Raw genomic sequence first — 24,062 nt, forward strand, 5'->3', positions numbered from 1 at the left:
TCAGCCGATCACCTTGGTGGCAGTCGGGTCGAGCCTGGGCGGGTTCTCGAAGGTGTGGAAAGGCGCCGGCGACGGCACTTCCCACTCGAGGCCTTCAGCGGCTTCCCAGGGCTTCTGCGGCGCCTTCTCGCCCTTGCCGAGCATGTTCGGCAGCACGATGAAGAAGAAGAAATAGACCTGGGCCAGGCCGAAGGCGAAGGCGCCGATCGACGCCACGGCGTTGAAGTCGGCAAACTGCATCGGGTAGTCGGCATAGCGACGCGGCATGCCGGCCAGGCCCAGGAAGTGCATCGGGAAGAAGGTCACGTTGAACGAGATCAGCGACCACCAGAAGTGCAGCTTGCCGCGCGATTCGTTGTACATCACGCCGGTCCACTTGGGCGCCCAGTAGTAATAGCCCGCGAACATGGCATAGAGCGAGCCGGCCACCAGCACGTAGTGGAAGTGGGCCACCACGTAATAGGTGTCCTGCAGCTGGATGTCGATGGGCGCGATGGCCAGGATGAGGCCGGTGAAGCCGCCCATCGTGAACACGAAGATGAAGCCCACGGCGAACAGCATGGGGGTCTCGAAGGTCATCGAGCCCTGCCACATGGTGGCGATCCAGTTGAAGATCTTCACCGCCGTCGGCACCGCGATCAGCATGGTCGCGTACATGAAGAACAGCTGGCCCGTGACCGGCATGCCGGTCGTGAACATGTGGTGCGCCCAGACGATGAACGACAGGATCGCGATCGACGAGGTGGCGTACACCATGGAGGCGTAGCCGAACAGCCGCTTGCGCGAGAACGCCGGCACGATCTGGCTGATGATGCCGAAGGCCGGCAAGATCATGATGTAGACCTCGGGGTGGCCGAAGAACCAGAAGATGTGCTGGTACATCACCGGGTCGCCGCCGCCGGCGGGGTTGAAGAAGCTGGTGCCGAAATGGCGGTCGGTCAGCGTCATGGTGATGGCGCCTGCGAGCACGGGCATCACGGCGATCAGCAGGTAGGCGGTGATGAGCCAGGTCCAGCAGAACATCGGCATCTTCATCAGCGTCATGCCGGGCGCGCGCATGTTCAGGATGGTGACGATGATGTTGATCGAGCCCATGATCGACGAGGCGCCCATGATGTGCATCGCGAAGATGCCGGCGTCCATCGAGGGGCCCATCTGCAGCGTGAGCGGCGCATAGAGCGTCCAGCCCGCGGCCGGTGCGCCGCCGGGCATGAAGAACGAGCCCACGAGCATCAGCGCCGCCGGGATCAACAGCCAGAAGCTGAAGTTGTTCATGCGCGCGAACGCCATGTCGGATGCGCCGATCTGCAGCGGGATCATCCAGTTCGCAAAGCCCACGAACGCCGGCATGATGGCGCCGAACACCATGATCAGGCCGTGCATGGTGGTGAACTGGTTGAACAGCTCGGGGTTCACCAGCTGCAGGCCGGGCTGGAACAGCTCGGCGCGGATCATCAGCGCGAGCACGCCGCCCACCATCAGCATCGTGAAGCTGAACAGCAGGTAGAGCGTGCCGATGTCCTTGTGGTTGGTGGCGAACACCCAGCGGCGCCAGCCGGTGGGCGCTGCGTGGTGCTCATCGTGTGCGTGGCCGTCGTGGGCGTGACCGTGGGGGTCGAGGACTGCACTCATTTCGTTGTTCCTTGCAATTTCTTCGTCGCGGGGCGCTGGGGCGGGATCGTTGCGATCACTTGCCGCGCAAGGCCAGCACTTCGGCCGGCTGCACCAGCTGGCCCGTCTTGTTCGACCAGCTGTTCTTGGTGTAGGTGGCAACGGCCGCGAGATCGGTATCGCTCAGCTGCTTCCAGGAGGGCATCGCGCCATTGTTCTGGCCGTTGAGCAGCACCAGCAGCTGCACCTTGTGGTCGGCATCGACCACCTTGGGGCTCGCGTCCAGCGGCTTGATCGGGCCCGCGCCCTTGCCGTTGGCCTGGTGGCAGGCGGCGCAGTTGGCGGCGTAGACCTTCTCGCCGCGCGTCATCATGTCGGGCAGCGCCCAGACCTTGGTCGGGTCGTCGAGCTTGGCCGCGGCTTCCTTGCGCTTGCCATCGACCCACGCCGTGTAGTCGGCGGCCGAGACCACCTTCACATGGATGGGCATGTAGGCGTGTTCCTTGCCGCAGAGTTCCTGGCACTGGCCGTAGTAGTCGCCCACGGTCTCGGCACGGAACCAGGTGTCGCGCACGAAGCCGGGAATCGCGTCCTGCTTGATGCCCAGCTGGGGCACGGCAAAGGCGTGGATCACGTCGTTGGCGGTGGTGATGATGCGTACCTTCTTCTGCACCGGCACGACGAGCGGATTGTCGACCTTGAAGAGGTAGTCGTCGGGCATCGCGCCCTTGGCGCCGGCGTCGGACATGGCGCGCTGCGAGCTGTCGAGCGTCGAGATGAAAGCCAGGCCCTCGCCTTCGCCGTTCAGGTAGTCGTAGCCCCACTTCCACTGGTAGCCCGTGGTCTTGATGGTGAGGTCGGCGTTGGTGGTGTCCTTCTGGGCCACCAGCACCTTGGTGGCGGGCAGCGCCATCGCGATCACGATGATGAAGGGCACGATGGTCCAGATGACCTCGACCACCACCGATTCATGGAAGTTGGCCGCCTTGTGGCCGACCGACTTGCGATGCTTCCAGATCGAATAGAACATGACCGCGAACACGGCAACGAAGATGACCGTGCACAGGATCATCATCACCGTGTGCAGGAAGTGCTGTTCCTGCGCGATCTTGGTGACACCCAGCGGAAGGTTCAGCTGGCGCACCGAGGGGCCGCCGGGCAGATCGTTGACTGCGTGCGCCGCGCCGCTGAAAGCCGCGCCGGCCGCCAGCAACAGATTCGCCGGCCTGTACTTGTTGCGCCAAATGCTCTTCATCGTGTTCACGTTTCTCAATTTTTTCAACAAACCCAACCGTGCAGCGCCGCGCGAGCCCTCAGGCGCCACGCAACGCCATGCGAATCTCGCGCGCCAGTGCGGCTCGCAACTCCGGGCGTACATAGCGCCCCACCCTGACCGACCGACCCTGACCCGAGACCTCGATCAGCGAGCGATCGCCGGCCTGCGGTTCGATCCGCACCTGGTGCGGTAAAAATTCCGTGCGCTCGTAGTCGCCACCGTTCTCGAGCTCCACCACCAGCCGCCCGCCCTGCAGCGCGATCTTCTCTCCGTCGGTCGCGTGCCGTGCATACAGCATGAACGCGAAACCCACGGCGGCCAGTTCGAGCCAGGCAAATGGCAGCACCAGCGGCGCGCCGTGCAGCCAGAAGACCGTGCCGATGCCGAGCGACACCACGCACAGCGACGCGTAGAGCCAGCCGAGCTGGCTCGGCGTCACCGAGCAGTTCCGCTTCAGGAACCAATGGATGCTCTGGCCTGAAACGGTGGCAAAACGAAAGACGGAATTCGACACGGGCGAGTTCAGCAAATCGGTGCGTCGACGACCGGCCGGCCCCTTGTCTCCACAGGATCGGACAGCCCTCGTTCGCGGAACAACACCCGCGAGTTTCACGCAACGGCGGATTGTAGCGGGTAGACACACAGGTAGCCGCCGCCGATGCGCAGCTTGCGCACCCCGGCGTTCATTCGATACCGCCGCGCTACGGTCTTCGCCTTGGGAGCGGCCCGGCGGCCCGGCGGCTCAGGCGCCGGGCCGGCCGCGCTGCAGCATGGAGCGCATCTCGCGCAGCGACACCGCGCTCTCGGCCGAAAGCGCCACGCGCGGCGCCGGTTTGAAGGCGTGTCCATAGATGACTTCGAAGGTCAGCGCGATGCGCCCGCCGCCCTCCTGGGCCGGCGCCAGCTCGGGCAGCGCCTGCTTCAGCGCCCGGTGCCACGCCTTGCCGCGCAGCGCCGGGAAGCGCGCCGGATGCAGGTTGCGGCCCAGCGTGCGCAGTTCGGCCAGGGCCGCCTCGGGCGTCGCCCAGGTAAGCACGATGCGTTCCATGTCCATCACCGGCTCGGCGAAACCGGCATGCACCAGCATGTCGCCCCAGTCGTGCATGTCGGTGTATTCGTGGCCCGCGGCCGGCCAGCCCAGGCGCGCGTGCAGCGCCCGCAGTTCCCGCACCGTGTCGGGGCCGAGGCAGGAGAACATCAGGAAGCCATCGGTCGCCACCAGCCGGTGCCAGCGGGCGATGAGCGCCTCGGGGTCGGCGGCCATGTGCAGCGACATGTTGGCCCAGAGCAGGTCCACACCCTCTTCGGGCGGCGCATCGAAGCGGGCCTTGCCGGCCTGCCAGCGGCGCGCGGTCCACCAGGGCGCGGCCAGCGCCGCGCCGGTCGCGCCGGCCAGCGCGGGTTCGGGTTCGATCACGAAGCAGCCGGCCTCGCGATAGCGCCTGGCCACGAGTTCGTGCGCCTCGAGGCCGCCGCGCAGGGGCGCCCAGTCGGCCCAGGTGCGGGGCTGCGCCTTGATCCATTGCAGCCGGTCTTCCATCCGGCGGCCGATTTCCTCGTGCAGCCAGGGCGAACCGGCGGCGGGCGCGAGCCGGCTCCAGCGTACAGCCGCCGTGGGGTCGATGGTCGGCGGTCTTCTTGCGGGGTCGGTGGCCATGGGGCCGTGAGTATATTGAGCCCATGTTCAGCCGTTGGGCCGCCCGCCCTTTGACCTCTCTTCTTGCACGGCTGCCCAGCCAGTGCGAGGTATGCCGCGCCTGGCCGTCGCGCCGGGTCTGCGACGCCTGCGTGGCCCGCTTCGCACCGCCGGCCGCACGCTGCAGCACTTGCGCGCTGCCCATTCCCGAGGGCGTTGCCCGCTGCGGCGAATGCGTGGGCGAACCGCCGCCCCTCGATGCCTGCCTGGCGGCCTGCACCTATGCCTGGCCGTGGCCCGACTGCATCGCCCAGTTCAAGTTCCGCGGCGAGGCCGGCTGGGCCGGCCCCCTGGCCACGCTGATGCGCAGCGTGCCGTGGGTGGAGCCGGCGCTGGAGCAGTGCGACAGCGTGCTCCCGATGCCGATGGCGCCCGCCCGGCTGCGCGAACGGGGCTTCAACCAGGCGCTGGAGCTGGCGCGCCGGCTCGCGCCCGGCAAGACCGACGCCACACTGCTCCTTCGGACCCGGGACACACCGGCGCAGATCGGCCTTGGGCGCGCCGAGCGCCTTCGCAACCTGCGCGGCGCCTTTGCGGTGGAGCCGCTGCGCGCCAGCCAGCTGCAGGGCCTGCGCATCGTGCTGGTGGACGACGTGATGACCACGGGCGCCTCGCTGTTCTCGGCCGCCACGGCGCTGCGGCTGGCCGGCGCGGCCCACGTGACCTCCATCGTGTTCGCACGGACCGGTCCGCCGCACTGAGCGTCACGCGCGCCGCGACAATCGGCGCATGTTCCATATCGTCCTGGTCCACCCCGAAATCCCGCCGAACACGGGCAACGTGATCCGCCTCGCGGCCAACACCGGCTGCACGCTGCACCTGGTCGAGCCGCTGGGCTTCTCGATGGACGACCGCCTGCTGCGCCGCGCCGGGCTCGACTACCACGAGTACGCCGAGGTCAGGCGCCATGCCGCCTGGCAGGCCCTGCTCGACACCGAACGGCCGCCAGCCGGGCGCATGTTCGCGCTCACCACGCGCGGCACGCGGGCCGTGCACGACGTGCGCTTCCAGCCCGGCGACTGGCTGGTGTTCGGCTCGGAGACCAGCGGCCTGCCGCCCGCGGTGCGCGATGGCTTCGCCGAGCCCCAGCGTCTCAGGCTTCCGATGCGCGAGGGGCAGCGCAGCCTGAATCTTTCGAATGCGGTGGCGGTGACCGTCTTCGAGGCCTGGCGGCAGAACGGCTTCGGCTGAACGAACCCGGCCCTTGCGGCGCAAAGGGCGAATCCGATCGGCACTCGGCGCCGTATGAGAGGCATGCCCGGTGGATCGACCGGGCATCCCGCCCATCCACCGCTTGCCCAAGGAGTTACGCCATGAATGCCCAGTCGATTGCCTATGCCGTCTTTGCCACGCTCGGCCTCAGCGCCGGCGCCCACGCTTTCCAGGGCGAACAGAATCCGCTGCCGCCCGCGCCTTTCCAGTCCACGCAATCGCGTGCCGAGGTCCAGGCCCAGGCGCGCCAGCCGGTGCAGATCGGCAATGGCGGTACCGGCGTGGCAAGGCAGAGCGGCGGCAACGTCGACCGCGCCGCGGTGCGCGCCGGCGCGCTCGGCGTCACCCGCCAGGGTGCGGCGACCTACGGCGAAGTGACCGACCGCCGCATGTAGCAGCGAAGTGCGCCGTCAGCGGTAGCGGCGCACCACCGACTCGGCCACGCAGGCCGGCTTGGCGGCGCCTTCGAGCTCGATGGTGGCTTCCCAGGTCATCTGCAGGCCGTCGTCCGCAATCGGCTCCGCGGTGAGCAGCTTCATGCGCGCGCGCAGGCGCTTGCCCACCGGCACCGGCGACATGAAGCGCACCCGGTTCAGCCCGTAGTTGACGCCCATGCGCGACTCGGTCACGTCGAACGCGCTCTCGTAGAAGCGCGGCAGCAGCGACAGCGTGAGAAAGCCGTGCGCGATCGGGCCGCCGAAAGGACCGGCCTTGGCGCGCTCGACGTCCACATGGATCCACTGGTGGTCGCCCGTGGCCTCGGCGAACTGGTTCACCTGCTCCTGCGTGACGGTGATCCAGTCGCTCACGGCAACTTCCTGGCCGACGCAGGCGGCAAGATCCTGAAGGGTCTGGAATGTCTTTTTGGTCATGCGGGGCACTCTATCGCCAAGCTTGCCGGGCCGGCTGTCGGCATCGCGACACACTTGCGCTATGTTCGCTGCATGACGACAACAACATCCGCCGCCGAAGCAGGCGGCATCTATGTGCTCGCGGCCCATCCGCACTGGCGCGATTCCCGCGTGAACCGGCAGCTGCTGGCGGCGGCGCGCGCCGTGCCGGGCGTGGAGGTGAACGACCTCTACGGCAGCTACCCCGACTTCTCGATCGACGTCGAGGCCGAGCAGGCCCGGCTCGCCAAGGCCAGCCTCGTGGTGCTGCTGCACCCGATCCAGTGGTATTCGGCACCGCCGCTGCAAAAGCTCTGGTTCGACGACGTGCTCAGCTACGGCTGGGCCTATGGCCGCGGGGGTGCCGCGCTCCAGGGCAAGGACTGCTGGCTGGTCGCCACCACCGGTGGACCCGAGGCGAGCTACCACCCGCAAAGCTACAACCGCTATTTCTTCGACGCCTTCCTGCCACCCTACGAGCAGACCGCCGCACTCTGCGGCATGCGCTTCCTGCCGCCGCTGGTATTCCACGGTGCGCGCAGCGCGGGCGACGACGAAGTGGCGGCGCATGTGGAAGTCTTCGTCCAGCGCCTGGGCAGCTATCCCCAGTGGCCGGAACTCGACGAACTCGATGCCTGCGTGGCCTGCCCGGTGCCCGAGATCGATCGGCCGCCCGAGCATGACGACACGGTGTCCGGCGCCTTCCAGTCCGCCACGGCCCGCGGCCTGGCTTCGATGTCCGCCGCCAACGAAGAAAACAACAAAGAAGAAGGCGCGGCCTGAGCATGGAACACGCACCCGCCTGGCTGACCAGCAGCCTGATCTACCTGAGCGCGGCCGTCCTGGTGGTGCCCCTTTCCAAGGCCCTGGGCCTGGGCTCCATCATCGGCTACCTCGTGGCCGGCATCGCCATCGGTCCCTGGGGGCTCGGGCTTGTTTCCAGCGTCGAAGACGTGCTGCACTTTGCCGAGTTCGGCGTGGTGCTGATGCTGTTCCTGGTCGGGCTCGAACTCGAACCCAAGCGCCTGTGGAACCTGCGCCGGCCCATCTTCGGCTGGGGCGCGGCGCAGGTGCTGAGCTGTGCCGCGGTGCTGTTCGCCGTGGGCTGGGCCGCGGGTGCCGAATGGCGCGTGGCCCTGGTGGCGGCGCTCGGCCTCGCCCTGTCGTCCACGGCCATCGCGCTGCAGGTGTTCGGCGAACGCAACCTGCTCAGGACACCGAGCGGCCAGGCGGGCTTTTCGATCCTGCTGTTCCAGGACGTGGCGGCCATTCCCATCCTCGCGCTGCTGCCGCTGCTGGCGGGCGCCACCGCGGCTGAGCAGTCGCTCACCGGCTTCGACCGCGCCCTGGAAGGCCTGAAGATCGTCGGCGTGATCGCCGGCATCATCCTCGGCGGCCGCCTGGCCCTGCGCCCGCTGCTGCGCTGGATCGCACGCAGCGACACGCCAGAGATCTTCACCGCCGCGGCGCTGCTGCTGGTGGTGGCCATCGCGGCGCTGATGCAGTTCGTGGGTTTGTCGATGGCGCTGGGCGCCTTCCTCGCCGGCGTGCTGCTGGCTGAAAGCGAATACCGCCGCGAGCTCGAAACCGACATCGAGCCCTTCAAGGGCCTGCTGCTGGGCCTGTTCTTCATCGCCGTGGGCATGTCGATCAACTTCGGCGTGCTGATCGCGAGCCCCTGGCTCATGGCGATGCTGGTGGTCGGCTTCATGGCCATCAAGCTGGCGGTGATCTACGCCCTGGCCAAGGCCATGGGCCTCGCCTACCAGGAGCGCCCCGTGTTCACGCTGCTGCTGGCGCAGGGCGGCGAGTTCGCGTTCGTGGTGTTCCAGGCCGCGGGGCCGGACGTGCTGCCGCCCGAGATCACGTCGCTTTTGATCGGCGCGGTGGCGCTGTCGATGCTGCTCTCACCGCTCCTCCTGGTGCTGCTCGACAAGTTCGTGCTGCCGCGCTACAGCCGCGGCAACGGCCCGCAGCTGGAAGAAATTTCCGAGCAGCAGGACGCCAAGGTGCTGATCTGCGGCTTCGGCCGCTACGGCCAGATCGTCGGCCGCATGCTGATGTCGCAGGGCCTGCGCGTGACGGTGCTCGACCACGACGCCGACACCGTCGAGGGCCTGCGGCAGTTCGGCTTTCGCGTGTTCTATGGCGACGCGACCCGGCTGGACCTGCTGCGCACGGCCGGCGCCGGCACGGCCAAGGCCATCGTGGTGGCGGTGGACGACATCGAGCAGTCGCTGGACATCGTCGACCTGGTGAAGGAGCACTTTCCGCAGGCGCGCATCATCGCGCGGGCCCGCAACGTGACCCACCTCTTCCAGTTGCGTGACCGCGGGGTGACGGAGGTCGAGCGCGAGGTGTTCGAGTCGTCGCTGCGCAGCGCCCGCTCGACGCTCGAGGCGCTGGGCTGGCCCGCGCACGAGGCCCGTGAAACGGCGCTGCGGTTCCGCCGCCGGAACATCAAGCTCAGCGACGACATCTACCCGCACTACAAGGACCGCGCCAAGCTGATCGCTGCCAACAAGGCCGGCCGCCAGCAGTTCGAGGAACAGATGGCGCGCGAACGCGAGGAGCGTCAGCGGCGCTCGGGCCGCGACTGGGACGGGCCCGCAGGCGAGGCGGAGATGCGCGTGAAGGAAGAAGCCGACGGCTAGCCCTTCAGCCCTCCAGCTTCAGCAGCCTGACCGCATTGCCCTTCAGGATGCCCGGCATCACCTCGGGCTTGAAGCCGGCCGCCTCGAAGTCCTTCATCCAGCGGTCGGGCGTGATCAGCGGGTAGTCGCTGCCGAACAGGATGCGGTCCTTCAGCAGCGTGTTGGCGTACTGCACCAGTTGCTTCGGAAAATACTTGGGGCTCCAGCCCGACAGGTCGATCCACACGTTGGGCTTGTGCGTGGCCACGCTCAGCGCCTCGTCCTGCCACGGAAAGCTGGGGTGCGCCATCACGATCTGCATGTCCGGAAAGTCGATGGCCACGTCGTCCAGGTGCATCGGGTTGCTGTACTCCAGCCGGAGCCCGCCGCCGCAGCGCATGCCCGAGCCGATGCCGCTGTGGCCCGTGTGGAAGATGGCCGGCAGCTTGTACTCGGCGATCACGTCGTAGATGGGCCAGGCCATCTTGTCGTAGGGGTGGTAGCCCTGCACGGTCGGGTGGAACTTGAAGCCCTTGACCCCGTGCTCCTCGATGAGCCGGCGCGCCTCGCGGGCGCCCATCTTTCCCTTGTGCGGATCGATGCTCGCGAAGGCGATCATCATGTCGCTGTTCTGTGCGGCGGCCTCGGCAATCTCCTCGTTCGGAATGCGGCGGCGGCCCATGTTCGACTCGGCATCGACCATGAACATCACCAGGCCGATCTTGCGTTTGCGGTAGTAGGCCACGCTCTCGGCAATGGTCGGCCGGCCGCTCGAGCCGAAGTATTTGTCGGCGGCGCGGTCGTATTCCTCGCCGTAGTTGTCGAACGGATTCCAGCAGCTCACTTCGGCGTGGGTGTGGATGTCGATCGCGATCAGGTTCCGGTGGTCCATGTCGATGTCTCCAGTACGGGTAAATCCCTAGGAATTGAGGCGTCCAAGTGCCTTGAATTGATTATTTATCATAACCATAATCCAACTCACACACGAATGCAATCATGACCAATCCCGATCTCCACCTCGACATCCGCGACGAAGTTGCCATCGTCCGCCTCACGCGCGGCGCCAAGCGCAACGCGCTTTCGGACAGCCTGGTGCTCGCGCTGCGCAATACTTTCGAGACCCTGCCGTCCACGGTGCGCGCCGCGGTGCTCGACGGCGAGGGCCCGCACTTCTGCGCCGGCCTCGACCTGAGCGAGCTGAAAGAGCGCGACGCGGGCCAGGGCATGCAGCACTCGCGCCTCTGGCATGCCGCGCTCGACCTGATCCAGCACGGCCCGGTGCCGGTGATCGCGGCGCTGCACGGCGCGGTGGTGGGTGGCGGCCTCGAACTGGCGAGCGCCTGCCACATCCGCGTGGCCGACCGCAGCACCTTCTACGCGCTGCCCGAAGGCTCGCGCGGCATCTTCGTGGGCGGCGGCGGCTCGGTGCGCATTCCCAAGCTGATCGGCGTGGCCCGCATGACCGACATGATGATGACCGGCCGCGTGTACAACGCCGAGGACGGCGAGCGCGCCAACTTCGCGCAGTACCTGGTCGACGAAGGCGCGGCCTTCGACAAGGCCTTCGAGCTTGCGAAACGCGTGGCCACCAACGCGCCGCTCACCAACTACGCACTGATGCACGCGCTGCCGCGCATTGCCGAGCAGTCTGCCGACCATGGCTTCTTCACCGAGGCGCTGATGTCCGGCATCGTGCAGAACGCGCCCGAGGCCAAGGAACGCGTGCGCGATTTCCTCGAAGGCCGCGGCGCCAAGGTGAGCAAGGGATGACCACGATCCGATACAGGCCGCTGGCGTTCGGCGTCACCCGCGCCGTGCTGCGCGAGGGTCCGCCGGGCGTCAAGTACCTGCGGGCCGAGACGCCGCTCGCGCCCTATCGCAATCGCATGACCGACCGCCTGGCCCACTGGGCCGAGGCCGCGCCCGCCCGCACCTTCATTGCCCGCCGCGAGCGGCTGGCCGACGGCAGCACCGGCGACTGGCAGCGCGTGAGCTACGCCCAGGCGCTGCAAAAGGCGCGCAGCATCGGCCAGGCGCTGCTCGACCGCGGCCTGGATGCGGAGCGCCCGGTCGCGATCCTCAGCGAGAACGGTATCGAACACGCGCTGTTGGCGCTCGGCTGCCTGTATGCCGGCGTGCCCTACTGCCCGGTGTCTCCGCCCTATTCGGTGGTGAGCCAGGACTTCGAGAAACTGCGCCACGTGATGGACACGCTGACGCCCGGCCTGGTCTTTGCCGCCGACGCCGCGCGCTTCGGCCGCGCCATTGCCGCGGCGGTGCCCGCGGCCACCGAAGTCGTCATCGCCGAAGGCACCGTCGAAGGCCGCGCCGTCACGCCGTTCGACGCACTGGCCGCCACACCCGCAACGCCCGCCATCGATGCCGCGATGCGCGCCACCGGCCCCGACACCATCACCAAGTTTCTCTTCACCTCGGGCTCCACCAAGATGCCCAAGGCGGTGATCAACACGCATCGCATGTGGTGCGCCAACCAGCAGCAGCTGCGCCAGTCGATTCCCGCCCTGGGCGAGGAGCCGCCGGTGCTGGTCGACTGGCTGCCCTGGAACCACACCTTCGGCGGCAACCACAACGTGGGCATCGTGCTGGACAACGGCGGCACGCTCTACATCGACGACGGCAAGCCCACGCCGGGCGGCATGGCCGAGACCCTGCGCAACCTGCGCGAGATCGCGCCCACCATCTACTTCAACGTGCCGACCGGCTTCGAGGCCATTGCGCACGCCATGGAAACCGACGCGGTGTTGCGCCGCAACCTGCTGTCGCGCGTGAAGATGTTCTTCTATTCGGGCGCCGCGCTGTCGCAGCCCGTGTGGGACAGCCTGCACAAGACGCAGGAGGCCGAGGTCGGCGAGCGCATCGTCATGGGCACGGGCCTGGGCATGACCGAGTCCGGACCCTTCGCGCTCTACGTCACCGGTCCCGAGGTCAAGTCGGGCGACGTGGGGCTTCCCGCGGCCGGCATCGAGCTCAAGCTGATCGAGGTCGACGGCAAGACCGAGGTGCGCTACCGCGGCCCCAACATCACGCCGGGCTACTGGCGCGCGCCCGAGGCCACGGCCGAGGCCTTCGACGAAGAGGGCTTCTTCTCGACGGGCGACGCGGTGAAGTGGATCGACGACGACGACATCCACCGCGGCCTGCGCTTCGACGGCCGCATCGCCGAAGACTTCAAGCTGGCCACCGGCACCTTCGTGAGCGTGGGTCCGCTGCGGGCCAAGATCATCGCAGCCGGTGCACCCTATGTGCAGGATGCGGTGCTGACCGGCATCAACCTGAAGGAAGTCGGCGCGCTGGTCTTCCCGACCCAGAAGGTGCGGCAGCTGGCCCGCCTGCCCGCCGACGCAACGATGCAGCAGGTACTCGAAAGCGCACCGGTGCAAGCGCACTTCCAGCAGGTGGCCAACGAACTCGCGGCCATGGGCACCGGCAGCGCCAACCGCATCGCGCGGCTCCACCTGATGGCCGAGCCGCCGTCCATCGACAAGGGCGAAGTGACCGACAAGGGCTCCATCAACCAGCGCGCCGTGCTCAAGCACCGCGCCGATCTTGTCGAGGCGCTGCATGCCGACACCCTCCCCTTCACCCTGAAGCCCCGCTGATTCATCCAGGAGACCCCACACCATGAAGATCGAAGGACAAGCCGCGCTCGTGACCGGCGGCGCATCGGGCCTCGGCGAAGCCACTGCGCGGGAGCTGTCACGCCTTGGCGCCAAGGTGGCGGTGCTCGACCGCAATGCCGAGCTCGCCGAAAAGGTCGCCGCGGAGATCGGCGGGGTCGCCTGCACCTGCGACATCACCGACACCGAGAGCGTCAACGCCGCGCTCGACAAGGCCGCAGCGGCACACGGCACCGCGCGCATCCTGATGAACGTGGCCGGCATCGGCAGCGCGAAGCGCATCGTCGGCAAGGACGGCAACCCGGCGCCGCTCGAGGACTTCGTGCGCGTGGTCAACATCAACCTGATCGGCGGCTACAACATGGCGCGCCTGTTCGCGGCGCGCTGCGCCAAGCTCGATGCGCTGGACAACGGCGAAAAGGGCGTGATGCTCTTCACCGCCTCGGTCGCGGCCTTCGACGGCCAGGTGGGCCAGCAGGCCTACAGCGCGTCCAAGGGCGGCCTTGTCGGGATGACGCTGCCGATGGCGCGCGACCTGGCGCAGCACGCCATCCGCGTGTGCACCGTGGCGCCCGGGCTCTTCGCCACGCCGCTCCTGATGGAACTGCCCGAGGCCGTGCAGCAATCGCTGGCCGCATCGATTCCGTTCCCCCCTCGCCTGGGCAAGCCCTCGGAGTTTGCCGAACTCGCCTGCCACATCGTGACCAACGGGCACCTGAACGGCGAGGTGATCCGCATCGACGGTGCCCTGCGCATGGCGCCGCGCTGACCCAGCCCCACACCCCCAAGGAGACAAACCATGACCAACAGACGCCAGTTCGTGAAGGCATTCGGCGGCGCCGCCGCACTCGGCACCCTGTATCCGCTCGGCGCGCTCGCCGAGGCCGTGCAGCAGGCCAAGATCTACTACGGCTTTCCAGCCGGCAGCGCGGGCGACAGCGTGGCGCGGCGCGTGGCCGAGAAGCTCGGCGACACGCCGTATTCGAAGAGCAACGCCGTGGTCGAGAACAAGCCGGGCGCGGGCGGGCGCATTGCGCTCGACACGCTCAAGACCTCGCCGGCCGACGGCTCGGTGCTGTGCCTCGCGCAGGCCTCGGCGCTGTCGACCTACCCGCACATCTATACCAAGCTGAGCTACGGCCTCGCCGACTTCGCGCCCATCTCGATCGGCGCCGTGATGACGCACGGCCTGGCCGTGGGCCCGATGGTGCCGGCCAGCGTGAAGACGCTGAAGGACTACATCGCGTGGGCCAAGGCCAACCCCGGCCAGGCCAGCTACGGCTCGCCCGGCGCAGGCTCCACGCCGCACTTCCTGGGCGCGCTGCTGGGCCTGAACACCGGCACCGACCTGCGCCATGTTCCGTACCGCGGCTCGCTGCCCGCCATCAACGACGTGGTGGGCGGGCAGATCGCCTCCAGCATGACCCCGGTGGGCGACTGCCTGCCCTTCGCCAAGGCCGGCAAGCTGCGCGTGCTCGCCTCCTCGGGCGCACAGCGCCCCGCCTACCTGCCCGACGTGCCCACCTTCACCGAGCAGGGCTTCCCCGAGATCGTGGCCGACGAATGGTTCGGCTTCTTCGCGCCGGCGAGGACCCCCGCCAACGTGATCGCGACGGCGAGCACGGCCATCCAGGCCGCGCTCAAGGACAAGGCCGTGGCCGAGGGGCTGCTGTCGGTCGGCTTGGTCGCACACGGCTCCTCGCCCGAAGAGATGAAGAAGTCGCTCCAGGCCGAATACGAGCGCTGGGGCCCGCTGGTCAAGAAGATCGGCTTCACCGCCGAGTCCTGATACGCCCATGGATTACCGCCCCCGCCCTGAAGACCACCGCTTCATCCTGAACGCGGTGCTCGACGCCCCGTCGGCGCTGCGCGCACTGGCGCCCTTCGCGGAGGTCGACGAGGCGCTGCAGGGCCAGGTGCTCGACGAAGCGGCGCGTTTCGTGGCCGAGGCGGTGGCACCGTCGAACCGCGGCGGGGACGAGATCGGCTGCCGTTTCAGCCAGGGCGAGGTCGCCACGCCGCCGGGCTTTCGCGAGGCCTACCAGGCCTTGGTCGATGGCGGCTGGCCCGGGCTGTCGGCTGCGGCGGAAGACGGCGGGCAAGGCCTGCCGGCGGTGCTCGAAGCCATCCTCTACGAATGGCTGAGCGCGGCCAACCACGGGCTCACCATGGCGCCGGGGCTGCTGCACGGCGCCTACGCCTGCCTCAAGCACCACGGCAGCGCGGAACTCCGCGCACGCTACCTTTCCAAGCTCGCGTCGGGCGAGTGGCTCGCCACCATGTGCCTCACCGAAGCCCACGCCGGCAGCGACCTGGGCCAGGTGCGCACGCGCGCCGTGCCACAGGCCGATGGCAGCCTGCGCGTGAGCGGCGGCAAGATCTTCATCTCCGGCGGCGAGCACGACCTGACACGGAACATCGTGCACCTGGTGCTGTGCCGGCTGCCCGATGCGCCCGCGGGGCCGAAAGGGCTGTCGCTGGTGCTGGTACCAAAGGTGCTGCCCGATGGCACGCGCAACGCGGTGCACTGCGAGCGCATCGAGGAAAAAATGGGCCTGCATGGCAGCCCCACCTGCGTCATGCGCTTCGACGAAGCCACCGGCTGGCTTGTCGGCGAGCCGGGCCGCGGCCTGGCGGCGATGTTCGTGATGATGAATGCGGCGCGCCTGCACGTGGCCTTGCAGGGCATCGGCCTGCTCGATGCCGCCTGGCAAAAGGCCGATGCCTATGCGCTGGAGCGCCGCCAGATGCGCGCGCCCGGCGCCGTGCCTGCGAGCCGCGGCAGCGAGGCCGCCGACCTCATCGCCGAGCATCCCGCGATCCGCCGCATTCTCGACACCCAGCGCGCCTGGATCGAAGGCGCGCGCACGCTTGCCTACCGCAGCGCCCTGATGCTCGACGTGGCCGCGCACGGCGCCGACCCCAAGGCACGCGAGCGCGCACAGCGCTGGTGCTCGCTGGTCACGCCGGTGCTCAAGGCCGCCTGCACGCACCAGGCCTTTCATGGCGCGAGCGAATGCCTGCAGGTGTTCGGCGGCCACGGCTATGTGCGCGAATGGGGCATCGAGCAGGTCGTGCGCGACGCGCGCGTGACCATGATCTACGAAGGCACCAACGAGATCCAGGCCATCGACCTGCTCGTGCGCAAGGTGCTGCCCGACGGCGGCGCCGGCATGTCGGCCGTGCTGCTCGAACTGCGCGACACGCTCGACGCCTCGCGCGACGCCGATGCCGACGTGCAGCGGCGGCTCGCGCAGCTGCGCTACCTGGGCACCACCATTGCGATGGCCGCGCATGCCAACCCCGTGCTGCCGTACGAAGTGGCCGACGACTACCTGCGCGTGGTGATGCTCACGATGATGGCCTGGGCCTGGGCGCGCATCGATGCGGCCGAGGCATCGGATGCGGAGCGCGCCGCGCGAGCCGGCCCCGCCGCAGCCTTCCGGCGCTGGGTGCTGCCCGAGTTCGAGATGCGGATGGGCATCGTCAAGCGCGCCTGCGAAGGTGTTGCCATGGCGCACGACGCCGCAAAATTGCCGGTCGCCGGCGGCTAGCGGATAGACCCGCGCGGCCCGGCGCGGTTACGCTCGGGCCATGCCCCGTCCCTCCAAGAGCAGTTCAACAAAAGCAGCGCCGCCGGCGGCTGCCAACGCCAAGTCCGACCGGCTCGATACCCGTGTGCTGGAAGCCTTCGTCGGCTACAACGCGCGGCGCGCCTGGCTGATCGTGAGCAGCTTGTTCGCCGAACGCATGGCGCCGTATGGCCTCAAGCAGATCGATTTCTCGGTGCTGTCGCTGCTCGCGCACAACCCGGGCGCCACCTCGCGCCAGCTGTGCAACACGCTCGACATCCTGCCGCCCAACCTGGTGAGCCTGGTCGCCACGCTCGACAGCCGCGGCCTCATCGAGCGCAGGCCGCATCCGCATGACGGCCGCGCGGTGGGGCTGCATCTCACCGAAGCCGGCGAAAAGCTGATCGGCGAGGCGGAGCAGGCCGTGACGCAGCTCGAGACCGATGCGAGCGCGCGGCTCACGGCGCGCGAACGCGAGACGCTGATCCGGCTGCTGCAGAAGATGTATCTGTAGCTCGCGCTGAAGTCACGCTGCGGAAAAATAGCTAAAATGGCTAACCCCCTCCGAGGATCACCCATGCAGATCAGTGCCACCGAAGCCAAGAATCGATTCGGCTACTACCTCGGCCAAGCCGAGCGCGAACCCGTCCACGTGATGAAGAACGATCGCGTAGCCGGTGTGATCGTCTCCGCAGCGCGCTTTGCAGAGTTGGAGGCCTTGGAGCAGAAGAAGTCCATGGCCCAGCGCAAGCGGGAGTTCGGTGAAACATACAAGGACTGGATCACTGCGCAAAACGAACTCGTCGAACGCATCGGCGTCTTCGGCGAAGAATTCAGACCTTGGTGAACGCGCGCAGTGGCCCAGTTCGATATCTATCCCAACCCCTCGAAGCTTCAACGTCCGGACATTCCCTGGATGGTGGACGTCCAGAGCGATCTCCTCTCCGCATTGCCGACGCGGCTTGTCATTCCGCTCGCATTGCGCAAGCACATGCCTGCCGCATTGCCTCGCGCGTTGTGCCCGCAGGTGCAATGGGAGGGCAATGCCCTGGTCGCCCTGCCTCATCTTTCTGCACCCTTTCGCGTGAAAGATCTCGGCACCTCGCAAGGCAACTTGCGATCTCAGGCCAGCGAACTCGTCGGAGCGCTCGACGCCGTCATCAGCGGTGTATGAATTTGTCTCGGGCGCCGCGATGGGGCGAGCGCATCGCGCCGGTGCGGCGCCGGCTGTCTGACCCAGGGGCGCATTCAGGCTACAGCCCCCGCTCCACCATGTCGATCAGCCGCTGCCCCAGCGCATGGGCGGCTTGGGCGTCCATGTCCTTCAGCGGGCCTTCGATGATCAGCAGCGCCAGCCCGTGCACGGCCGACCACGCCAGGTATTCGGCATCAGGGCGGCGCGATGACTCCAGCGCGCCCGCATCCACGAGCCGGTCGATCGCACTGCCCAGCAGCTGGAACGGGTCCATGCCGCTGCTGCCCGCTTTGCCCGGCCCCACCTCGCCCTCGGCGTCTTCCGACGTCACGAGAAAAGCCGTCTTGAACAAGCCTGGCTCGGCCTGCGCGAAGCGCAGGTAGGCGGTGCCGATGGCCCGCACCCGCGCCCGCGCGAAGTCGACGGGCGGCTGGTCGCAGGGCAGCACGGCCAGCTCTTTTTCCATCGCGGTGGCTGCGGCCGACAACGCGGCCGCGCGCACCGCCAGCAGCAGTTCGCGCCGGCTCGCGAAATGACGGTAGGCGGCGTTGGGCACCACGCCCGCGCGCCGCGTCACCTCGCGCAGCGCCACCGCGTCGGGGCCGCCATCACGCGCCAGTTCGATGGCCGCATCGAGCAGCGCGCGACGCAGGTCTCCGTGCCGGTAGGTGCTGCGGGCGGCCGGCGGACCGGGGTCGGGCGGAACGAGGCGGGGGCTCATCGGGAATCTCCATGTGGACACTGTCCATTATGTCTGCTATTCTTTGTGGACGGTGTACACAAACTAGTAATTCCGTATGCGCGCAGGTCCCTGCGCATCCTTTCATCCTCAGTCCAAAGGAAATGCCATGAAGGTCCAGTCTTATCTTTCGTTCGAAGGTCGCTGCGACGAAGCGCTCGCGTTCTACAAGAAGGCGCTCGGCGCCGAGGTCGTGCAGCTCATGCGCTACAGCGATGCACCGGAGATGCCGCCCTCGTCCGATGCCGACGCGAGCTGCGGCGGCGGCGCGCCCGCGGCCGACAAGGTGATGCACGCGGTGGTGCGCATCGGTGAAACCGAGCTGATGGCTTCCGACGGGCGGTGTTCCGGCCAGCCGGAGTTCAAGGGCATCATGCTCGCCCTCACCGCCTCCACCGATGCGCAGGCGCGCCAGTGGTTCGATGCGCTGGCCGAAGGCGGCCAGGTGATGCAGCCGCTGATGCCGACTTTCTTCAGCTCCAGCTTCGGCATGCTCACCGACCGCTTCGGCGTGGGCTGGCTGCTGTGGTGGTGGGCGCCGGCCAGTAATCAACTGGCGCGAGGGTCCGTCCCGTCCCGCCGCAGGAATTGCTTCATGCTCAAGAAAACCGTCCTCGCCATCTTCGCGCTGATCGCGATCGTGCTCATCTACGCTGCCACCCGGCCCGACACCTTTCGCGTCGAACGCTCGGCGCGCATCGCCGCGCCGGCCGAGAAGATCTTTCCGCTGATCAATGACTTTCACCGCTGGGGCGAATGGTCGCCCTACGAGAAGCTCGACCCGGGCATGAAGCGCACCTTCGGCGGCGCACCCGCCGGGCCCGGCGCGACCTATGCGTGGGAAGGCAACGACAAGGCGGGCGCGGGCCGGATGGAAATCGCCGAGTCGACGCCCTCTTCGAAGATCGCGATCAAGCTCGATTTCACCAAGCCCTTCGAGACACGCAACATGGCCGAGTTCACGCTGCAGCCGCAGAGCAGCGAGACACAGGTCACCTGGGCCATGCACGGCCCGAGCCCCTACATCGCCAAGCTCATGGGCATCTTCTTCAACATGGACCAGATGATCGGCAAGGACTTCGAAACCGGCCTTGCCAACCTCAAGACGGCCTCCGAAAAGTAACCACCGAAAGGAAACACCATGTCTCCCATCCACGCTTACCTCACGTTCGACGGCAACGCAGCCGAAGCCATGCGCTTCTACGAGAAGACGCTCGGGGGCACCATGCAGATGATGATGACCATCGGCGAAGCGCCTGACACCGAGCAGATGCCGGCCGACGTCAAGAAGCGCATCATGCATGCGTCCCTCTCCTACGGCGACGGCATGCTCATGGCTTCCGACACCATGCCCGGCCAGACCTACGAAGGCATGAAGGGATTCGGCGTTGCGCTGACCCTGGAGAGCGTCGCCGAAGCGCGCCGCGTGTTCGACGCGTTCGCAGAGGGTGGCACCGTCTCCATGCCGTTCGAGAAGACCTTCTGGGTCGAGGGCTTCGGCATGGTGACCGACCGCTTCGGCACGCCGTGGCTCATCAACGGCGGCAAGCCGCTGGTCTGAATCCACTCACTCGCAATTTGCAGGAATCATTCTTCATGACCGACACACTCGACAACAACCGCAAGCGCTGGCTCGCATTGATGGTGCTGTGCCTGGGCGTGCTGATGATCGTGCTCGACACCACGATCGTGAACGTCGCGCTGCCCTCGATCCGGACCGACCTGGGGTTCACCGAAACCTCGCTGGTCTGGGTGGTGAACGCCTACATGCTGACCTTCGGCGGCTTCCTGCTGCTCGGCGGGCGGCTGGGCGACCTGTACGGGCACCGCAGGATCTTCCTCGCCGGGCTCGTGCTGTTCACGCTCGCTTCGCTGGCCTGCGGCATCGCCAGCTCGCAAGGCGTGCTGATCGCGGCGCGCGCGGTGCAGGGCCTGGGGGGCGCGGTGGTGTCGGCGGTGGCGCTCTCGCTCATCATGAACATCTTCACCGAGCCGGCCGACCGGGCCAAGGCCATGGGTGTCTATGGTTTCGTCTGCGCGGGCGGCGGCAGCATCGGCGTGCTGCTGGGCGGCTTGCTCACGAGCACGCTGAGCTGGCACTGGATCTTCCTTGTCAACCTGCCGATCGGCGTGGCGGTGTATGCGTTGTGCGTGGCGCTGCTGCCCTCGGCGCGCGGCCATGCCCATGGCGAGAAGCTCGACGTGGCGGGCGCGGTGGCGGTCACGCTGTCGCTGATGCTCGCGGTCTACGCCATCGTCAACGGCAACGAGGCCGGCTGGCAGTCGACGCAGACGCTCGGCCTGCTGGGCGCCGCGGTGGTCCTGATGGTGGTCTTCATCGCCATCGAGGCCAGGGTGCAGCATCCGCTGATGCCGCTCGGCCTGTTCCGGCTGCGCAGCGTGTCGGTCTCCAACGTGGTGGGGGTGCTGTGGGCCGCGGCCATGTTCGCGTGGTTCTTCATCTCGGCGCTCTACATGCAGCTGGTGCTGGGCTACACGCCGATGCAGATCGGCCTCGCTTTCCTGCCGGCCAACCTGATCATGGCGGTGTTCTCGCTGGGCGTGTCGGCCAGGCTGGTGATGCGCTTCGGCATCCGCGGGCCGCTGGCCGTGGGACTCGGGCTTGCCGCCATCGGCCTCGCGCTGTTCGCGCGCGCACCGGTGAACGGCAGCTTCGCACTCGACGTGATGCCCGGCATGCTGCTGCTCGGCCTGGGCGCCGGCATGGCACTGAACCCGCTGCTGCTGGCGGCCATGAGCGAGGTGAGCCCCACCGAATCGGGCCTGGCCTCGGGCGTGGTGAACACGGCCTTCATGATGGGCGGCGCGCTGGGCCTCGCGGTTCTGGCGAGCGCGGCCGCGGCACGCACCCATGCCATGTCGGCCGCCGGCGCGCAGCTTCCGCTCGCGCTCACCGGCGGCTACAACCTCGCGTTTCTCATCGGCGCCGTGTTTGCGGCGGTGGCGGGATTGCTCGGGGGCCTGCTGCTTCGCACCGCATCGCCGGGGTCCAGCCGGACCGGCGAAGGCAGCAACGGGGACGCCGCATCCCCCAACACGGAACACCGTGCGGCGGCGTCCTGAAGGCCTGCCTGGCCGGCAGCCGCTGTTCTTTTTCTTCCTTCCGATTCTTTCAAGGAGACTTTCCATGGCTCGTTATGTCGATGGCTTTCTTGTTCCCGTTCCCTCCGACAACGTCGAGGCCTACCGCAAGCTGGCGCGCAAGGCCGGCAAGATCTGGATGGAATACGGCGCGCTCGAATACGTGGAGTGCATTGGCGACGACGTGAAGCCGGGCAAGCTCACCTCGTTTCCGCAGGCCGTGAAGCAGAAGGCGGACGAAACGGTGGCGTTCTCGTGGATCGTCTACAAGTCGCGCAAGCACCGCGACGAGGTCAATGCCAAGGTCATGGCCGACCCGCGCATTGCCGCGATGGACCCGAAGACCATGCCCTTCGATGCGAAGCGGATGATCTTCGGCGGATTCAAATCCATCGTCGAGTTCTGAAGCCCGCGCCGTTCAGGCCAGGAAGCCGTCGTAGACGAGCTTCAGGCCCGTGAGCAGCATGCCCAGGTACACGAAGCGATAGAACCACGTCGCATCGATGCGCCGGGCAATGCGGATGCCGACCCACACGCCGAGCGGCGCCAGCGGCATCAGCACCGCCGACGTCGCGAGGGTTCGCAGGTCGATGAGGCCGAGCCAGGCGTACGGAACCCATTTGCTCAGGTTCACTACGAAGAAGAAGTACGCCATGGTGGCGGTGAACACCACCGGCTTGAGCCGCAACGGGATCACGTAGGCATTGACCGGCGGCCCGCCGGCATGGGCGATGAAGCTCGTGAAGCCCGACACCGTCGTGAGCGCGGCCCCGACGGCGCGCGAAGGCAGCGGGTCGTCGGGCTTGGGCGGAAACACCAGCCGCTGGGCCAGGAACAGCAAGGTGAAGACACCGACCACGCCCGCCACGGTGTGGGCCGGGAGCGTGCGAAACAGCAGCGTGCCGATCACCGTGCCCAAGAGACCGAACGGAATCAGGAACTTGAGCAGCGCGCGGTCGAAGTCGTTCCTGAAAGCCGCCAGGCCGAGCAGGTCCATCAACAGCAGCAGCGGCATCAGGATGGCCGCCGCCTGCGGCACCGTGACCGCCAGCGCCATGAGCGGCACCGCGAGCGAACCGAAGCCCGCGCCGAAACCGCTCTTGCTGATGCCCAGCAGCAGCACGGCGGGGACGGCCACCGCATAGAAATGCGGGTCGGTGATGAGAGGAAAGTCCATGGGGAAGGGGAGGCGGCGCAGGCAGAAAAAAGCCCGCTGGATCCGAGAGCGGGCCACTGGAGCGTAGCAGGATGGGGCGGCTCCTGCAGGGCCTCGGCCGCGGCGCGAACTGCGCTTTCGAAAATTGTGCGTAAACGCACATACCCTCGGCGCCCGGCTCCGCACACTGGAACCGCAACCGCCGCAACCCGTGGCGGCCCTTCCATCTTTCAAGGATTCGCCATGAACAACCAGGCCGTCGCCGCCCATTCCGCGCGTGCGCCCAACGCCCCTGCGCAGGCTTCCTCCGTCTCCCCCGCCACGCTGGACGATTCCGGCAAGCTGCTGCTGCGCGTGGCCGTGGGCGTGCTCGTGCTGCTGCACGGCATCTTCAAGATCTCGGCCGGCGTCGGCTTCGTGAGCGCCATGCTGGTCAAGGCCGGCCTGCCGGGAGGGCTCGCCTACCTCGTGTATGTGGGCGAGATCGTCGCGCCGCTGCTCATGATCGCCGGCTTCTGGACCCGCGCCGCCGCCGGCGTGGTCGTCATCAACATGCTCGCCGCCTTCGGCCTGGTGCACATGGCCGATCTGTTCGCCCTGACCAAGCAGGGCGGCTGGGCGCTCGAACTGCAGGGCCTGTACCTGTTCGGCGCCCTCGCCGTGGTGCTGCTGGGCGCAGGGCGCTTCAGCCTGGGCGGCATTCGCGGCCGCTGGAACTGATCCGCCTCAGCCCACCTCGCCCGCCTCGCCCCGCACCTGCGAAACCATCGATTCGAGGCGGGCGGCGTCGGCCACCAGCAGTGCGCGACCGTCCTTCAGCAGCACGCCGCTGCGCACCAGCACGTTCAGTTCACGCGTCACCTGTTCGCGGTTGGTGCTGATCTGGCTCGCCAGGGCCGCGTGCCTGGGCGCCGGCTCCAGCCGCGCCTGGTTGTCCTGGACGCCGGCCGCGCGCGCAAGGCGCAGCAGCTCGGCATGCAGTCGGTTCTGGACGCCGAGCGTGCTCAGGTCGATCACGCGTTCGGACAGCTGCCGCACCAGCGAGGCCAGCCGCTGCATCACACGCTCGGCCACCACGGGCTCGTCGCGCAACAGCGCCAAGAAGGCGGCCCGGTCCAGGCTGGCGAGCACGCTGGGTTCGAGCGTGACGACGTCGGCCGAGCGCGGCCCGCCGTCGATGGCGGCAATGTCGCCGAAGTGTTCGCCGGCCTCCGAATCCCTGAAGGTGACCTGCCGCCCGTTGGCCGAATAGGTGGTCACCCGCACCCGTCCCGAGACCAGCAGGAACACGTCGCCCTGCTGCTCGGCGCGCATCAGCAGCGGCTTGCCGGCCTCCACGCTG

Annotated in this window: 27 protein-coding genes and 1 pseudogene; 19 read left to right on the forward strand and 9 right to left on the reverse strand. The window is 67.8% G+C overall.

Annotated elements, in window-relative coordinates; translation table 11 throughout:
* The 4 genes from ctaD to ABID97_RS23975 form a co-directional block, all read right to left on the reverse strand.
* Entirely contained in the window at positions 1-1,632 is a 1,632-nt protein-coding gene (gene ctaD / locus ABID97_RS23960; protein ID WP_354401268.1) for a cytochrome c oxidase subunit I, read from the reverse strand.
* Positions 1,633-1,687: 55 nt separating this feature from the next.
* Positions 1,688-2,866, reverse strand: coding sequence for a cytochrome c oxidase subunit II (gene coxB / locus ABID97_RS23965; protein WP_354401269.1), 1,179 nt, complete (start codon positions 2,864-2,866; stop codon positions 1,688-1,690).
* A gap of 58 nt (positions 2,867-2,924) precedes the next feature.
* The gene (locus tag ABID97_RS23970) at positions 2,925-3,401 is read right to left on the reverse strand and encodes a DUF2244 domain-containing protein (protein WP_354401270.1); all 477 of its coding nucleotides are present in this window, start codon (positions 3,399-3,401) and stop codon (positions 2,925-2,927) included.
* A 228-nt stretch (positions 3,402-3,629) separates the two neighbouring features.
* Positions 3,630-4,544, reverse strand: a complete 915-nt coding sequence (locus tag ABID97_RS23975; RefSeq protein ID WP_354401271.1) for a class I SAM-dependent methyltransferase — start codon at positions 4,542-4,544, stop codon at positions 3,630-3,632.
* Between the two features lie 23 nt (positions 4,545-4,567).
* Between ABID97_RS23975 and ABID97_RS23980 the strand changes: the two genes are divergently transcribed.
* The 3 genes from ABID97_RS23980 to ABID97_RS23990 all read left to right on the forward strand — a co-directional run bounded on the left by ABID97_RS23980 (position 4,568) and on the right by ABID97_RS23990 (position 6,190).
* Positions 4,568-5,284 (forward strand): ComF family protein, encoded by a 717-nt coding sequence (locus ABID97_RS23980; protein ID WP_354401272.1) that lies wholly within the window; start codon positions 4,568-4,570, stop codon positions 5,282-5,284.
* A 28-nt stretch (positions 5,285-5,312) separates the two neighbouring features.
* Positions 5,313-5,774: a tRNA (uridine(34)/cytosine(34)/5-carboxymethylaminomethyluridine(34)-2'-O)-methyltransferase TrmL gene (gene trmL / locus ABID97_RS23985; RefSeq protein WP_354401274.1), complete on the forward strand. Its 462-nt coding sequence runs from the start codon at positions 5,313-5,315 to the stop codon at positions 5,772-5,774.
* Between the two features lie 122 nt (positions 5,775-5,896).
* Positions 5,897-6,190 carry a DUF4148 domain-containing protein gene (locus ABID97_RS23990; protein ID WP_354401275.1) on the forward strand — a complete coding sequence of 98 codons (294 nt, stop codon included), beginning with the start codon at positions 5,897-5,899 and terminating at the stop codon, positions 6,188-6,190.
* 15 nt (positions 6,191-6,205) lie between these two features.
* Here ABID97_RS23990 and ABID97_RS23995 read toward each other — a convergent pair whose 3' ends face one another.
* The gene (locus ABID97_RS23995; RefSeq protein ID WP_354401277.1) at positions 6,206-6,667 is read right to left on the reverse strand and encodes a MaoC family dehydratase; all 462 of its coding nucleotides are present in this window, start codon (positions 6,665-6,667) and stop codon (positions 6,206-6,208) included.
* A gap of 72 nt (positions 6,668-6,739) precedes the next feature.
* Here ABID97_RS23995 and kefF point away from each other — a divergent pair, with 72 nt between their 5' ends.
* Together kefF and kefC are read left to right on the forward strand one after the other, a co-directional pair.
* Positions 6,740-7,468 carry a glutathione-regulated potassium-efflux system oxidoreductase KefF gene (gene kefF / locus ABID97_RS24000; protein ID WP_354401278.1) on the forward strand — a complete coding sequence of 243 codons (729 nt, stop codon included), beginning with the start codon at positions 6,740-6,742 and terminating at the stop codon, positions 7,466-7,468.
* 2 nt (positions 7,469-7,470) lie between these two features.
* On the forward strand, positions 7,471-9,339 hold the full coding sequence (gene kefC, locus ABID97_RS24005; protein WP_354401279.1) for a glutathione-regulated potassium-efflux system protein KefC: 1,869 nt from the start codon (positions 7,471-7,473) through the stop codon (positions 9,337-9,339).
* Positions 9,340-9,343: 4 nt separating this feature from the next.
* Here the strand turns inward: kefC and ABID97_RS24010 are convergent, their stop codons facing one another.
* A complete protein-coding gene (locus tag ABID97_RS24010; RefSeq protein ID WP_354401280.1) occupies positions 9,344-10,210 on the reverse strand; it encodes an amidohydrolase family protein in 867 nt (288 codons plus the stop codon).
* A gap of 104 nt (positions 10,211-10,314) precedes the next feature.
* Here ABID97_RS24010 and ABID97_RS24015 point away from each other — a divergent pair, with 104 nt between their 5' ends.
* The 8 genes from ABID97_RS24015 (at position 10,315) to ABID97_RS24050 (ending at position 17,702) form a co-directional block, all read left to right on the forward strand.
* A complete protein-coding gene (locus tag ABID97_RS24015; RefSeq protein WP_354401281.1) occupies positions 10,315-11,088 on the forward strand; it encodes a crotonase/enoyl-CoA hydratase family protein in 774 nt (257 codons plus the stop codon).
* Entirely contained in the window at positions 11,085-12,938 is a 1,854-nt protein-coding gene (locus ABID97_RS24020; protein ID WP_354401282.1) for a feruloyl-CoA synthase, read from the forward strand. Before ABID97_RS24015 ends, ABID97_RS24020 begins: the two co-directional genes overlap by 4 nt.
* 22 nt (positions 12,939-12,960) lie before the next feature.
* Complete coding sequence (locus ABID97_RS24025; protein ID WP_354401283.1) at positions 12,961-13,725, forward strand: SDR family NAD(P)-dependent oxidoreductase; 765 nt, start codon at positions 12,961-12,963, stop codon at positions 13,723-13,725.
* A gap of 30 nt (positions 13,726-13,755) precedes the next feature.
* Positions 13,756-14,745, forward strand: coding sequence for a Bug family tripartite tricarboxylate transporter substrate binding protein (locus ABID97_RS24030; RefSeq protein ID WP_354401284.1), 990 nt, complete (start codon positions 13,756-13,758; stop codon positions 14,743-14,745).
* A gap of 7 nt (positions 14,746-14,752) precedes the next feature.
* Positions 14,753-16,510: an acyl-CoA dehydrogenase family protein gene (locus ABID97_RS24035; RefSeq protein ID WP_354401285.1), complete on the forward strand. Its 1,758-nt coding sequence runs from the start codon at positions 14,753-14,755 to the stop codon at positions 16,508-16,510.
* A 40-nt stretch (positions 16,511-16,550) separates the two neighbouring features.
* Positions 16,551-17,042, forward strand: a complete 492-nt coding sequence (locus ABID97_RS24040) for a MarR family winged helix-turn-helix transcriptional regulator (RefSeq protein WP_354401286.1) — start codon at positions 16,551-16,553, stop codon at positions 17,040-17,042.
* Between the two features lie 63 nt (positions 17,043-17,105).
* Positions 17,106-17,375, forward strand: coding sequence for a type II toxin-antitoxin system prevent-host-death family antitoxin (locus ABID97_RS24045; protein ID WP_354401288.1), 270 nt, complete (start codon positions 17,106-17,108; stop codon positions 17,373-17,375).
* Between the two features lie 9 nt (positions 17,376-17,384).
* Positions 17,385-17,702, forward strand: a complete 318-nt coding sequence (locus tag ABID97_RS24050; RefSeq protein ID WP_354401289.1) for a CcdB family protein — start codon at positions 17,385-17,387, stop codon at positions 17,700-17,702.
* Positions 17,703-17,781: 79 nt separating this feature from the next.
* Here the strand turns inward: ABID97_RS24050 and ABID97_RS24055 are convergent, their stop codons facing one another.
* The gene (locus ABID97_RS24055; protein WP_354401290.1) at positions 17,782-18,444 is read right to left on the reverse strand and encodes a TetR/AcrR family transcriptional regulator; all 663 of its coding nucleotides are present in this window, start codon (positions 18,442-18,444) and stop codon (positions 17,782-17,784) included.
* Positions 18,445-18,571: 127 nt separating this feature from the next.
* On the opposite strand from ABID97_RS24055, the pseudogene ABID97_RS24060 reads away from it, so the two are divergent.
* The 5 genes and pseudogenes from ABID97_RS24060 (at position 18,572) to ABID97_RS24080 (ending at position 21,970) form a co-directional block, all read left to right on the forward strand.
* Positions 18,572-19,011, forward strand: a pseudogene (locus ABID97_RS24060) (VOC family protein).
* A 46-nt stretch (positions 19,012-19,057) separates the two neighbouring features.
* Positions 19,058-19,585, forward strand: a complete 528-nt coding sequence (locus ABID97_RS24065; protein ID WP_354401850.1) for an SRPBCC family protein — start codon at positions 19,058-19,060, stop codon at positions 19,583-19,585.
* A gap of 18 nt (positions 19,586-19,603) precedes the next feature.
* Positions 19,604-20,023, forward strand: coding sequence for a VOC family protein (locus ABID97_RS24070; RefSeq protein WP_354401291.1), 420 nt, complete (start codon positions 19,604-19,606; stop codon positions 20,021-20,023).
* Positions 20,024-20,058: 35 nt separating this feature from the next.
* Positions 20,059-21,546 carry a DHA2 family efflux MFS transporter permease subunit gene (locus ABID97_RS24075; protein ID WP_354401292.1) on the forward strand — a complete coding sequence of 496 codons (1,488 nt, stop codon included), beginning with the start codon at positions 20,059-20,061 and terminating at the stop codon, positions 21,544-21,546.
* A 64-nt stretch (positions 21,547-21,610) separates the two neighbouring features.
* Entirely contained in the window at positions 21,611-21,970 is a 360-nt protein-coding gene (locus tag ABID97_RS24080; protein ID WP_354401293.1) for a DUF1428 domain-containing protein, read from the forward strand.
* A gap of 12 nt (positions 21,971-21,982) precedes the next feature.
* On the opposite strand, the gene ABID97_RS24085 is transcribed toward ABID97_RS24080, so the two are convergent.
* Positions 21,983-22,741 (reverse strand): sulfite exporter TauE/SafE family protein, encoded by a 759-nt coding sequence (locus ABID97_RS24085; protein ID WP_354401294.1) that lies wholly within the window; start codon positions 22,739-22,741, stop codon positions 21,983-21,985.
* 222 nt (positions 22,742-22,963) lie between these two features.
* Here ABID97_RS24085 and ABID97_RS24090 point away from each other — a divergent pair, with 222 nt between their 5' ends.
* The gene (locus tag ABID97_RS24090; protein ID WP_354401295.1) at positions 22,964-23,440 is read left to right on the forward strand and encodes a DoxX family protein; all 477 of its coding nucleotides are present in this window, start codon (positions 22,964-22,966) and stop codon (positions 23,438-23,440) included.
* Between the two features lie 6 nt (positions 23,441-23,446).
* Here ABID97_RS24090 and ABID97_RS24095 read toward each other — a convergent pair whose 3' ends face one another.
* A complete protein-coding gene (locus ABID97_RS24095; RefSeq protein ID WP_354401297.1) occupies positions 23,447-24,058 on the reverse strand; it encodes a Crp/Fnr family transcriptional regulator in 612 nt (203 codons plus the stop codon).
* Positions 24,059-24,062 lie beyond the last annotated feature (4 nt).

This window comes from Variovorax sp. OAS795 (genome assembly GCF_040546685.1).
GTDB lineage: Bacteria > Pseudomonadota > Gammaproteobacteria > Burkholderiales > Burkholderiaceae_C > Variovorax.

Coding starts and splice junctions, on each gene's coding strand:
- ctaD (WP_354401268.1), bottom strand. CDS start 1,632: ATGAGTGCAGTCCTCGACCCCCACGGTCACGCCCACGACGGCCACGCA.
- coxB (WP_354401269.1), bottom strand. CDS start 2,866: ATGAAGAGCATTTGGCGCAACAAGTACAGGCCGGCGAATCTGTTGCTG.
- ABID97_RS23975 (WP_354401271.1), bottom strand. CDS start 4,544: ATGGCCACCGACCCCGCAAGAAGACCGCCGACCATCGACCCCACGGCG.
- ABID97_RS23980 (WP_354401272.1), top strand. CDS start 4,568: ATGTTCAGCCGTTGGGCCGCCCGCCCTTTGACCTCTCTTCTTGCACGG.
- trmL (WP_354401274.1), top strand. CDS start 5,313: ATGTTCCATATCGTCCTGGTCCACCCCGAAATCCCGCCGAACACGGGC.
- ABID97_RS23990 (WP_354401275.1), top strand. CDS start 5,897: ATGAATGCCCAGTCGATTGCCTATGCCGTCTTTGCCACGCTCGGCCTC.
- ABID97_RS23995 (WP_354401277.1), bottom strand. CDS start 6,667: ATGACCAAAAAGACATTCCAGACCCTTCAGGATCTTGCCGCCTGCGTC.
- kefF (WP_354401278.1), top strand. CDS start 6,740: ATGACGACAACAACATCCGCCGCCGAAGCAGGCGGCATCTATGTGCTC.
- kefC (WP_354401279.1), top strand. CDS start 7,471: ATGGAACACGCACCCGCCTGGCTGACCAGCAGCCTGATCTACCTGAGC.
- ABID97_RS24010 (WP_354401280.1), bottom strand. CDS start 10,210: ATGGACCACCGGAACCTGATCGCGATCGACATCCACACCCACGCCGAA.
- ABID97_RS24015 (WP_354401281.1), top strand. CDS start 10,315: ATGACCAATCCCGATCTCCACCTCGACATCCGCGACGAAGTTGCCATC.
- ABID97_RS24020 (WP_354401282.1), top strand. CDS start 11,085: ATGACCACGATCCGATACAGGCCGCTGGCGTTCGGCGTCACCCGCGCC.
- ABID97_RS24025 (WP_354401283.1), top strand. CDS start 12,961: ATGAAGATCGAAGGACAAGCCGCGCTCGTGACCGGCGGCGCATCGGGC.
- ABID97_RS24030 (WP_354401284.1), top strand. CDS start 13,756: ATGACCAACAGACGCCAGTTCGTGAAGGCATTCGGCGGCGCCGCCGCA.
- ABID97_RS24035 (WP_354401285.1), top strand. CDS start 14,753: ATGGATTACCGCCCCCGCCCTGAAGACCACCGCTTCATCCTGAACGCG.
- ABID97_RS24040 (WP_354401286.1), top strand. CDS start 16,551: ATGCCCCGTCCCTCCAAGAGCAGTTCAACAAAAGCAGCGCCGCCGGCG.
- ABID97_RS24045 (WP_354401288.1), top strand. CDS start 17,106: ATGCAGATCAGTGCCACCGAAGCCAAGAATCGATTCGGCTACTACCTC.
- ABID97_RS24055 (WP_354401290.1), bottom strand. CDS start 18,444: ATGAGCCCCCGCCTCGTTCCGCCCGACCCCGGTCCGCCGGCCGCCCGC.
- ABID97_RS24065 (WP_354401850.1), top strand. CDS start 19,058: ATGCTCAAGAAAACCGTCCTCGCCATCTTCGCGCTGATCGCGATCGTG.
- ABID97_RS24070 (WP_354401291.1), top strand. CDS start 19,604: ATGTCTCCCATCCACGCTTACCTCACGTTCGACGGCAACGCAGCCGAA.
- ABID97_RS24075 (WP_354401292.1), top strand. CDS start 20,059: ATGACCGACACACTCGACAACAACCGCAAGCGCTGGCTCGCATTGATG.
- ABID97_RS24080 (WP_354401293.1), top strand. CDS start 21,611: ATGGCTCGTTATGTCGATGGCTTTCTTGTTCCCGTTCCCTCCGACAAC.
- ABID97_RS24085 (WP_354401294.1), bottom strand. CDS start 22,741: ATGGACTTTCCTCTCATCACCGACCCGCATTTCTATGCGGTGGCCGTC.
- ABID97_RS24090 (WP_354401295.1), top strand. CDS start 22,964: ATGAACAACCAGGCCGTCGCCGCCCATTCCGCGCGTGCGCCCAACGCC.